This window comes from Saccharomonospora saliphila YIM 90502 (assembly GCF_000383795.1).
Classification (GTDB): domain Bacteria; phylum Actinomycetota; class Actinomycetes; order Mycobacteriales; family Pseudonocardiaceae; genus Saccharomonospora; species Saccharomonospora saliphila.
This window is the reverse complement of the sequence record NZ_KB912619.1, coordinates 48,800-58,688: the sequence shown is the minus strand read 5'-3', so window position 1 is coordinate 58,688 and position 9,889 is coordinate 48,800. Positions and strand designations below refer to the sequence as shown.

At 71.7% G+C, this 9,889-nt stretch carries 10 protein-coding genes and 2 tRNA genes; 8 read left to right on the top strand and 4 right to left on the bottom strand.

Annotation, left to right across the window (positions count from 1 at the left end):
• The 5 genes from SACSA_RS21235 to SACSA_RS0102935 form a co-directional block, all read left to right on the top strand.
• Nucleotides 1–394, top strand: a 394-nt coding sequence (locus tag SACSA_RS21235; protein ID WP_083940129.1) for a LytTR family DNA-binding domain-containing protein, incomplete at its 5' end; no start/stop codon positions are given.
• Nucleotides 395–416: 22 nt separating this feature from the next.
• Nucleotides 417–803, top strand: a complete 387-nt coding sequence (locus tag SACSA_RS0102950; RefSeq protein WP_019813363.1) for a hypothetical protein — start codon at nucleotides 417–419, stop codon at nucleotides 801–803.
• Nucleotides 800–2,575, top strand: coding sequence for a sodium/solute symporter (locus tag SACSA_RS0102945; protein ID WP_019813362.1), 1,776 nt, complete (start codon nucleotides 800–802; stop codon nucleotides 2,573–2,575). The genes SACSA_RS0102950 and SACSA_RS0102945 overlap by 4 nt, the downstream gene beginning before the upstream one ends.
• A gap of 107 nt (nucleotides 2,576–2,682) precedes the next feature.
• A complete protein-coding gene (locus SACSA_RS0102940; protein WP_019813360.1) occupies nucleotides 2,683–3,060 on the top strand; it encodes a DUF485 domain-containing protein in 378 nt (125 codons plus the stop codon).
• Nucleotides 3,057–4,664, top strand: coding sequence for a solute symporter family protein (locus SACSA_RS0102935; protein WP_019813358.1), 1,608 nt, complete (start codon nucleotides 3,057–3,059; stop codon nucleotides 4,662–4,664). Before SACSA_RS0102940 ends, SACSA_RS0102935 begins: the two co-directional genes overlap by 4 nt.
• Nucleotides 4,665–4,804: 140 nt before the next feature.
• On the opposite strand, the gene SACSA_RS0102930 is transcribed toward SACSA_RS0102935, so the two are convergent.
• Together SACSA_RS0102930 and SACSA_RS0102925 are read right to left on the bottom strand one after the other, a co-directional pair.
• Complete coding sequence (locus tag SACSA_RS0102930; protein WP_157596583.1) at nucleotides 4,805–6,043, bottom strand: cation:proton antiporter domain-containing protein; 1,239 nt, start codon at nucleotides 6,041–6,043, stop codon at nucleotides 4,805–4,807.
• A gap of 285 nt (nucleotides 6,044–6,328) precedes the next feature.
• Nucleotides 6,329–6,405 (bottom strand) — tRNA-Pro (locus SACSA_RS0102925).
• A gap of 84 nt (nucleotides 6,406–6,489) precedes the next feature.
• Between SACSA_RS0102925 and SACSA_RS0102920 the strand changes: the two genes are divergently transcribed.
• From SACSA_RS0102920 to SACSA_RS0102910, 3 genes are all read left to right on the top strand, one after another.
• Nucleotides 6,490–6,563: transfer RNA gene (locus SACSA_RS0102920), tRNA-Gly, on the top strand.
• 458 nt (nucleotides 6,564–7,021) lie between these two features.
• Nucleotides 7,022–7,579 (top strand): C40 family peptidase, encoded by a 558-nt coding sequence (locus SACSA_RS0102915; RefSeq protein WP_019813354.1) that lies wholly within the window; start codon nucleotides 7,022–7,024, stop codon nucleotides 7,577–7,579.
• 71 nt (nucleotides 7,580–7,650) lie between these two features.
• Nucleotides 7,651–8,430, top strand: coding sequence for a hypothetical protein (locus SACSA_RS0102910; RefSeq protein WP_019813352.1), 780 nt, complete (start codon nucleotides 7,651–7,653; stop codon nucleotides 8,428–8,430).
• Between the two features lie 45 nt (nucleotides 8,431–8,475).
• Here SACSA_RS0102910 and SACSA_RS0102905 read toward each other — a convergent pair whose 3' ends face one another.
• Nucleotides 8,476–9,318, bottom strand: a complete 843-nt coding sequence (locus tag SACSA_RS0102905) for an Fpg/Nei family DNA glycosylase (protein ID WP_019813350.1) — start codon at nucleotides 9,316–9,318, stop codon at nucleotides 8,476–8,478.
• Nucleotides 9,318–9,791 (bottom strand): ribose-5-phosphate isomerase, encoded by a 474-nt coding sequence (locus SACSA_RS0102900; protein WP_028661473.1) that lies wholly within the window; start codon nucleotides 9,789–9,791, stop codon nucleotides 9,318–9,320. Before SACSA_RS0102900 ends, SACSA_RS0102905 begins: the two co-directional genes overlap by 1 nt.
• Nucleotides 9,792–9,889 lie beyond the last annotated feature (98 nt).

The window sequence follows — 9,889 nt, the reverse complement described above, 5'->3', positions numbered from 1 at the left end:
AGCGCCGCGGCGCCCCGCTCCGGACGCGATGGCCGCGCTGCCCGTCGAATCGGCGGGCCGGACCCGCTACGTCCGGCGCCAGGACGTCCGCTACGTCGAGGCACACGGCGATTACGTGCGCCTGCACACCGGCTCCGGGGTGCATCTGGTGCGGATGCCGATCTCCCGGCTCGAGGAGTACTGGTCGGAGGCCGGTTTCGTGCGCACGCACCGCGGCTTCCTTGTGTCGCTGGGCGCGGTGCGCGAGTTGCGCAGTGACTCGGCGGGCGGGCTGCTGGCGCACACCGACCTCGGTGACGTCCCGGTGAGCAGGCGCCACGCCCGCCAGCTCCGCGAACGGCTCCTGCACGCCGCCCAGCGTGGTGAACTGCACGCCGAGGGCACGACCTCGTGAGCCGCGGAAGCGGGAGGCGCCCATGAGCCAGCGCCGCGTCACGGTCACCAGTCCGCAGACGCGGCTGGCGCACGCACGCAGGCGCTACCGCGGGCCGTGGCGCCCCACCACCCTGGATCCGGCCGAGGCTCCGCGCGCGGTCGCGCTCTACCGCGCGCAGTTCCGCCGCGCCGCGCTGACGCTATCCCTGCTGGTCGTCCTGCTCGTCGGGCTTCCCGCGCTGCTCGCCGCCGCCCCCGTGCTGGACACCGTCCGGGTGGCGGGAGTACCGCTGTCCTGGCTAGCCGTGGTGGTGGTCCCGTTTCCGACGATGGTGCTGCTGGCGCTGTGGCACCTGCGCGGCGTGGAGCGCGGCGAGCGCGCCACGGGCCCGGAGGGGCGCGAGCCACCGGAGGACGACCGGCCGTGACCGTCGCCCTCGCCGTGGCCCCGGTTCTGTTGATCACGCTGGTGATCGGCCTGCGCGGCGTGGCCGCCATGCGCACCACCTCCGACTTCCTGGTGGCCTCCCGCCGGGTCTCGCCGCTGCTCAACTCGGCGGCGGTGTCCGGTGAGTACCTCTCGGCCGCGTCGTTTCTGGGGGTGGCGGGGCTGATGGTGCGCGACGGGGTCGGCGCGCTGTGGTATCCGGTCGGGTTCACCGCGGGCTACATCGCGATGCTGGCGCTGGTCGCCGCGCCCATGCGGCGGTCCGGCGCGCTCACGGTGCCCGACTTCGCGGAGGCACGGCTGGCCTCGCCGTCGCTGCGCAGACTGGCCGCGGTGGTGGTTCTCGTCATCGGGCTGCTGTACCTGGTGCCGCAGTTCCGGACGGCGGGGCTGGTGCTCAGCGTGGTGAGCGGGACGCCCTACTGGGTGGGTGTCACCATCGCCGGAGCGGCGGTGAGCGCGACCCTGGCGCTGGGCGGGATGCGAGCGGCCACCTACGTGCAGGCGTTTCAGTTCGCGCTGAAGCTGGTGCTGTTCATCGTGCCCGCCGTCTGGCTGCTGGCCCAGGTGGGGCCCGACGTGCGGGGACAGGCACTCGAACCCGCCGAGTTCACCCACTTCGACAGCGAGACCCGGGTGACCTTCCGCGTCGGCGCCACGCTGGAGGTGCCCGAGGGGGTGCGGGTGGTGACCCCCGGCGGGGAGACCGCCCCGGTACCGCCGGGAGAGTGGACGGTGCCCGCCGAGCGCACCGTCGTCTTCGCCGAGGGCAGCCGCGCGCCGGAGCCCCGCGACGCGGCCCCACCCGGCGCGCCGGGCTGGGAACGGCCGTTGCTCGATCTCGACGACACCGGGCACCCGCTGCTGGCCACCTGGGCGGTACTGATGGCGACGATGCTGGGCACGATGGGCCTGCCCCATGTGATCATGCGCTTCCACACCAGCCCGGACGGCACCGCGGCGCGGCGCACGGCCGCGCTCACGGTCGTGCTCTTGTCGGTGTTCTATCTCTTCCCCGGCATCTACGGCGCCCTCGGGCGGGTACTGGTGCCGCACCTCTACCTCTCCGGCGCCACCGACAGTGCCGTGGTCGCCCTGCCGGCCCAGGCCGACGCCGGTGCGGCGGGCGCGGTGTTCACGGGCCTGCTCACGGCGGGCGCCTTCGCGGCGTTCCTGGCGACGTCGCTGGGACTGCTGCTGGTGGTCGCGGGCGCGATCTCGCACGACCTCGTTCCGGGCGGGCTGCGCCAGCTCCGGGTGGCGGTACTGGGGGCGGCGGGAGTCATGGTGCTGCTGGCCCTTCCCGCCGTGGGCCTGGACGCGAGCACGCTCGTGAGCTGGGGGTTCACGGTGGCGGCCTCGACGTTCTGCCCGTTGCTCGTCCTCGGGATCTGGTGGTCGCGGCTGACGGCGCCCGGCGCGGTCGCGGGCGTGACCACGGGTCTGCTCGCCTCGTGCGGCGCCTTCCTGCTCAGCACCACCGGCCTCGCGGTGCCCGGTTGGCTGGCGATCCTGCTGGTCCAGCCCGCGCCGTGGACGGTCCCGCTGGCCTTCGCCACGATGGTGGTCGTCTCCTTGTTCGGCAGGCCGCCACCGTGGGCGACCGCCGCCATGTTGCGGCTGCACCTGTCCGAACACCGCGGCTTCCCGTTCGCCGACCGGACCTTTCCGGCACGTGATCTGGGCCACTCGTCGTGGTCCGCGCGCCGCTCGTCGGCCGTTCGTCGCATCACGCGCCGATTGGTCCGCTGAGAATGCCGCCATCGGGCGGCCTCCTCCTACGGTGGCGCGACACACGCACCACGTGACACCGACGGGTGCGACCCGCACCGGAGTGCGCACTGACGAGGAGGTCAGGAGTGAGTACCACCGAGCCGGATACCCATCCGCCCGGGCCGCGGTCCTGGGCCGAGGTCCACGCGAGCGCGGAGTTCCAACAGCTGCGCAAGCGGCTGCGGAACTTCGTGTTCCCCATGACCGCGCTGTTTCTCGTCTGGTACCTGCTGTACGTCCTGCTGGCCGACTACGCGCACGACTTCATGTCCGTGCGCGTCGTCGGCAACATCAATATCGGCCTCATCTTCGGGCTGCTGCAGTTCGTGTCGACGTTCGTGATCACTGGGCTGTACGTGCGGTACGCCAACCGCAAACTCGACCCGATCGCCGACCGGATTCGCCAGGACGTGGAGAGCCAGGACAGTGACGGCACCCACGCGGAAGGGGGCGCGTCGTCATGAACAGCCTCGCCCAGAGCATCGAAGGCAACAACCCCGCCGTCAACATCACCATCTTCGCCCTGTTCGTCGTGGTGACGCTGGTGGTGGTGTTCCGCGCGTCGCGCAACACCAAGACGGCCTCGGACTACTACGCGGCCGGACGCGCCTTCTCCGGACCGCAGAACGGCATCGCCATCTCGGGCGACTACCTCTCGGCGGCCTCGTTCCTCGGGATCGCCGGAGCCATCGCCGTGTACGGCTACGACGGGTTCCTGTACTCGATCGGGTTCCTCGTCGCCTGGCTGGTGGCGTTGCTGCTCGTGGCGGAACTGCTCCGCAACACCGGCAAGTTCACGATGGGTGACGTGCTCGCCTTCCGCATGCGGCAGCGGCCGGTGCGGGCGGCCGCCGCGACCTCGACGATGGCGGTGTCGTTCTTCTACCTGCTCGCGCAGATGGCGGGCGCGGGCGCGCTCGTCTCCCTGCTGCTCGGCGTGGAGGGCGACGCGGGGCAGGCGATCGTCATCGCCGTCGTCGGCGTCGTCATGATCACCTACGTGCTGGTCGGCGGCATGAAGGGCACCACCTGGGTGCAGATCATCAAGGCGGCGCTGCTCATCGCGGGCACCTTCGCGATGACGGTGTGGGTGCTGGGGCGCTACGGGCTGAACCTGTCCGAGCTGCTGGGCGCGGCCACCGAGCGAGCCGAGGACGGCGACTCCCTGCTCAACCCCGGCGCCAAGTACGGCGTCAGCAGTGCCAGCCAGCTCGACTTCCTCTCGCTGGGCGTCGCGCTCGTGCTGGGCACGGCGGGCTTGCCGCACGTGCTAATGCGCTTCTACACGGTGCCGACGTCGAAGGAGGCCCGCAAGTCCGTGGTCTGGGCGATCGCGCTGATCGGCCTGTTCTACCTGTTCACCCTGGTCCTCGGCTACGGCGCGGCGGCCATCGTCGGCACGGACACGATCAACAACGCCCCCGGTGGCGAGAACTCGGCCGCTCCGCTGCTCGCGGAGGCACTCGGCGGCCCGCTGCTGCTCGGGTTCATCGCGGCCGTGGCGTTCGCGACGATCCTCGCCGTCGTGGCCGGGCTGACGATAACCGCGTCGGCGTCGTTCGCGCACGACGTGTACGCCAACGTCATCAAGCGCGGGAAGGTCGACAGCAAGAACACCGAGGTGCGGGTCGCCCGCATCACCGCGTGCGTGATCGGCGCGGTGGCGATCGTCGGCGGCATCCTCGCCAAGGACCAGAACGTGGCCTTCCTCGTGGCGCTCGCGTTCGCGGTGGCGGCCTCGGCGAACCTGCCCACGATCCTGTACTCGCTGTTCTGGAAGCGGTTCAACACCTCGGGCGCGCTGTGGTCCATCTACGGCGGGCTCACCGTGACGATCGTGCTGATCGTGTTCTCGCCCGCCGTGTCCGGCACCGAGACCTCGATGATCACCGGAGTGGACTTCCACTGGTTCCCGCTGTCGAACCCGGGCCTGGTCTCGATCCCGGTGTCGTTCTTCCTCGGCTGGCTGGGCACCGTGCTCTCCTCCGAGCACCTCGAGGACAAGCACAAGGAGATGGAGGTGCGCTCGCTCACCGGCGCGGGAGCGGAGAAGGCCTCGAGCCACTGAGCCACCCGCGCGGGCGCGTCGCACGGACACCGTCGCCCGCGCACAGCGAGGCCCCCTTCACCCGGGTACGCGGTGGAGGGGGCCTCGCCCTGTCCGGCACCGGTGCGGACTCCGGGCTTCGACCCGGGCCGGGACGGTGCTCAGCGCCGCGCCCCGGCCCGCTCTCCGGCCTGGGAGAGCCTGCGGCTGAACGGGGTGGCCGAGATGCCGTGCACCAGCACCGAGGCACTGATCACGAGACTGGCCACGGTCCAGACCAGCGCGTGCCCGCTCTCGTGCCACGACAACGTGCCGTAGTACAACGCCGCGACCCCGATCGGCCCGAACCACCCGAGGAAGAACGCTTCGGACCTGCCCCGCACCGTGCGCATCGCCGGGCTCAGCGCGACGAAGGCGGGCAGCCTGCGCAGCAGGAGCACGGCCACGACGAGCGCCGGGCCACGCCAGCCGAGGTCGGCCCAGCGCTCCCACGGCAGCGCGAGCCCGAGCAGTACGAACACCGGCAGCAGGAAGAAGTCGTTGACGCCTTCCTGGACGCGTTCCTCGGTGCGGTCCTCGTCCTCGGGGATCACCCCGCGGAAGACCAGACCGGCGACGAAGACGGCCAGCAGTCCGTTGGCTCCCGTCAGGTGGGTCGCGCCGAGCACGGCGACGGTGAGCGCGACGCTGAACAACAGATGCGAGGTCGGCGCGAACGTGTCCCGGCGGTAGCCCCAGAGCATGAGCCTGCCCACCAGGTAGCCGAGTGCGCCGCCCAGGAGCACGGCACCCACGTTCTCGGCGATCACCACCCGCCACAGCCACTCCCCCACGGCCGAGGACGCGGGCTTCTCCAGCATGAGCAGCGCGAGGAACACCAGCGGATAAGCCAGCGTGTCGTTCGCGCCGGACTCGGCGGAGAGGAAGTGCCGCAACCGGGCGGGCAGCAGTCGCTGCGCGAGGCGGCCCTGCACGATCGTGCTGGCCACGACCGGGTCGGTCGGCGTGAGCACGGCGCCCACCAGCAGCGCCACCCAGATCGGCACGGCGAGCAGGGCGAACACCAAGAGCCCGCTGACCAGCCACATCAACACCATCACCGGGCCGAGCACGATCACGAGGGAACGCCAGTGCTCGCGCAGGTAGCCGCGCGGCAGGCGCAGCGCGATGCCCATCAGTGACACCGCCACGGTCAGCCGCGCCACCTCTTCGAGCAGTGTCGACACCTCGCCCCACCGGGCGGGATCGAGCACGCCGGTGACGTGCGGGCCCAGGAGCACGCCCAGCACCAGGGCGAGCAACGGCCCCGACAGCCAGCGGCGCTTGAGCGGGTCGGACAGCAGGCCGATCAGCAGGACCGCGGAACCGATCACCGCGAGTGCGATGTCGAGCGTGCTCACCTGATCACCCACACCTGGTCTCACGAGGGCCCGCGCACGGGCTGGACACGGGGGCGTCTCGGCCCGGACCCATCGTGGCACCGTGCGTGGCCGACCGCGCGGTGACGAGGCGGCGGCTCGGCCCGGAATGCGGTGCCGCCGCTGAGGCGGGGAAGCGACGGGGCGAGTTCGCAGCGTCGACGGTGGCGCCCTCGCGGTGGTATCGACCACACGCGGCGCGCGCTGGCCGACCCTGGGACCAGGAACCTCACGGACACTCCGTGGAATTCCTGGCCAGAGCCTTCGTGGTCGGGGTGACAGGATTCGAACCTGCGACCCTTCGCTCCCAAAGCGAATGCGCTACCAAGCTGCGCTACACCCCGTGCCGCACCAACCCGAGGGCGGTGTGCGACCACTCTAGCGGCTCGCGCTACACTGACTGGCGCGGCCGGATGATCCGGTCGCCCGCGGGCGTAGCTCAATGGTAGAGCCCCAGTCTTCCAAACTGGTTACGCGGGTTCGATTCCCGTCGCCCGCTCCACGCATCGGTGTGGACCCGGCCCCGGCGGTTCCGGGTTCCCACCGCCATGGCCGATGGGCGCCTGCCGCGGGCGGTGCGGCGCCTCCGTCCCTCGGAGCCACGCCTCCCGCGCCCCGGTCGGCGTTCGCGGCCGTCCCCGACGGTCGTCCGCTCCCGGCCGGCCAAGTACACCGGGCCGTGACCGACACCCGACAGGGCGTGACATACATCATGGCCGAAGCTGTGATCCCCGTCACTACCCGTGCGCCGGTGGTGACGCCACGGAGCGGCACGCACCCAGCTCACCACGCGGACCGGAGTTAAACCTCCGACCGCGACAATCCACTCCGGATCTTTCATTTCCCATTGCCGCATTCGCTTTGTGCCGCATGGACGTGGTTACCGTTTTCTCGCGCCGAAATAGGCGTCACGAGCCCGGCGAAGGGCGCGTGAAAGCGTCGAGACAGCGGAGGACGTTCGTGTTCACAACGGCATTCAAGAGGTCGCTCGCGGTTCTGACGGTCACGGCGGGAACGCTGGTGGCCGCCGGGGGAACCGGCACGGCCATGATGAGTCAGGAGGGCGCGGGCCAGGCGCGCGGTGGTGGTGCTCCCGCCCGCCCCGCGGCGGCGAGCCAGCCCCCGGAAGCCGGGAAAGCCCCCGAGACGAAACACAAACCCGCGGCGCCCGGAGGCAGTCGCATCGTCGAGCTCGCCGCGAGCCAGGAGGGCAAGCCCTACGTCTACGGCGCGGAAGGGCCCGCCCGGTTCGACTGCTCCGGCCTCGTCCAGTACGTGCACAGACAGGCCGGAATCGATCTGCCGCGAACATCCCGCCAACAACGGGCGGCGCTGCCGCACATTCCCCGTTCGGAGATGCGGCCCGGCGATCTGCTGTTCTTCCACAACGGCGGCCACGTCTACCACGTCGGGATCTTCGCGGGCCGGGGCAGCATGTGGGCCGCGCCGGAACCCGGAGACGTCGTGCGCAAGCAGAACGTGTGGACGGATTCCTACACCGTCGGCCGGGCGTGGTGACCTGATCCGGGAACTCCTGGGATACCGTCCGCGTTGTCCGGTTCAGCGAACCCAACAACCCGGGAGTGACCATGGAATCCGCGGTCGTGCTGCTCCTGCTCCTGGCGATCATCGTGGGCGGCACCCTGTATCTGGTGCGCTCGCAGTCCCAGGCCAAGGCGCGGCGGATCGACGACGCCAAGGCCGACGCCAGACGGTGGATGGAGCGGCTCGGCGGTCAGGTCCTGAATCTCACCGGCACCGACACCGCCTCCCAGCAGGCCCTTGCCGACGCCGGTGAGCGCTACAACGCGGCGGGCTCCCAGATGGAACAGGCGGAGACCGTCGAGCAGGCGCAGCTGGTGAAGCAGACCGCCCTCGAGGGCCTCTACTACGTCCGTGCGGCACGCACCGCGATGGGCATGGACCCCGGGCCCGCCCTGCCCGAGGACCCCGAGCGGGAGCGCGCGGGCAAGGTCACCGAGCATCGCGCGGTCGACGTGGAGGGCCAGCACTACGAGGCCTCGCCCGAACCGACGTCGACGACCCCGCACTACTACCCCGGTGGCCGCGTGGCCGGGCGCCCCGTGCCACAGGGCTGGTACAGCGAACCGTGGTGGAAGCCCGCCCTCGTGGGCGGCGCGTGGGGCCTGGGCTCGATGTTCCTGTTCAGCGCCATGTTCTCCGGAATGGCCGGTGTGCCGAGCGCCGAGGCCTGGGAGGCGGGCTACGACGCGGGCCAGGAGGACGCCGCGGCCGGTGAGGGTGGCGACGCCGGGGACGGCGGCGGCGACATGGGCGACGGTGGCGGTGACTTCGGCGGAGGCGACTTCGGCGGGGGCGACTTCGGCGGCGGTGACTTCGGCTTCTGACCGGACCTCCACCCGTCCGTCACGTCCGCACCCGGCCGACGCTCGTCACGCGCCGGGTGACGGCGACGCGACGCCGTGGTCGGCGGGCTGGCAGGCCGGGCACCAGTACAGGTTCCGGCCCGCCAGCTCGCTGTGGGCCACGGGCGTGCCACACACCAGGCACGGCTGTCCCGTCCGCCGGTAGACGTACACCTCGCCGCCGTGCCGGTCCTCCCGCGGTGCCCGGCCGGTGACCTCGGGGTGGTGTTCGTACGCCACGGTGTCGATCCGGCCGGCCCGGACGCCGTCGCGCATCAGCGACACCAGATCGGCCCACAGCGCGTCCCAGCGTGCCCGGTCGAGCGACCGTCCGGGCAGCAACGGCGGGATGCCCTGCCGGAACAGCACCTCGGCCCGGTAGACGTTACCGACCCCGGCGACGACGCTCTGGTCCATGAGCAGCGCGGCCAGCGCCGTGCGCGACCGGGAGACGCGGGCGTAGCCGCGTTCCGGGTCCGCGTCGTCGCGCAGTGGGTCGGGGCCCAGGCGATCCCGGACGGCGTCGGCCTCGGCCTCGGTGAGCAGCTCGCAGCGGGTCGGTCCGCGCAGGTCGGTGCCGTGGCTCCGGCCGAGCAGGCGCATCCGCACGGCGCCCACCGGCTCCGGCTCCGGCAGCGTGAACTCCGTGAACCCGCCGTACAGGCCGAGATGCACGTGCACGGTCCCGTGAGGACCGTAGTGGTGGAAGAGGTGCTTGCCGTAGGCCTCGACGGCGGTGAGGGTGCGCCCGTCGAGGCGGGCGGCCTCGACGGCGAAACGGCCCTGCGGGCTCGACAGCCGCACGGTGCCGCCGACGTAGCGGCGCCGGTGCAGCAGCGCCAGCCGGTGCAGGGTGTGCCCCTCCGGCATCAGGACCGGGGAAGCGTCGGCGCCGTCCCCGTGCGCTCGTAGTCGGTGATCTGCTCCACCCGGCGGGTGTGCCGCTCGTCGTCCGACGGCGAGGTCCGCAGGAACGCCTGCACGATGCTCTCCGCCTCGGACGGGGTGTGCATCCGCGCGCCGAGGCCGATCAGCTGGGCGTGATTGTGCTCGCGGGTCAGCGTCGCGGTCTCCACGCTCCACGCCAGCCCGGCCCGGGCGCCCGGCACCTTGTTCGCCGCGATCTGCTCGCCGTTGCCCGACCCGCCGAGGACGACGCCGAGGCTGCCCTCGTCGTCGACCACCCTGCGGGCGGTCTCGATACAGAACGCCGGATAGTCGTCGGCGGCGTCGTAGACGTGCGGGCCGACGTCGGTCACGTCGTAACCCTGCTCGCGCAGGTGGGTGACGAGGTGATTCTTCAGTTCGTAGCCCGCATGGTCGGATCCCAGGTACACACGCACGGTGGCTCAGTCTGCCATCCCGGCACAGCGCCCGGAGTGACCACCCGGGCCCCGCCCCGAAAGGGCCCGGGCGGGCCGGCCGCGTCCCGGCGCCGCGC

Coding starts and splice junctions, on each gene's coding strand:
- SACSA_RS0102935 (WP_019813358.1), top strand. CDS start 3,057: ATGAACAGCCTCGCCCAGAGCATCGAAGGCAACAACCCCGCCGTCAAC.
- SACSA_RS0102910 (WP_019813352.1), top strand. CDS start 7,651: ATGGAATCCGCGGTCGTGCTGCTCCTGCTCCTGGCGATCATCGTGGGC.
- SACSA_RS0102905 (WP_019813350.1), bottom strand. CDS start 9,318: ATGCCGGAGGGGCACACCCTGCACCGGCTGGCGCTGCTGCACCGGCGC.
- SACSA_RS0102950 (WP_019813363.1), top strand. CDS start 417: ATGAGCCAGCGCCGCGTCACGGTCACCAGTCCGCAGACGCGGCTGGCG.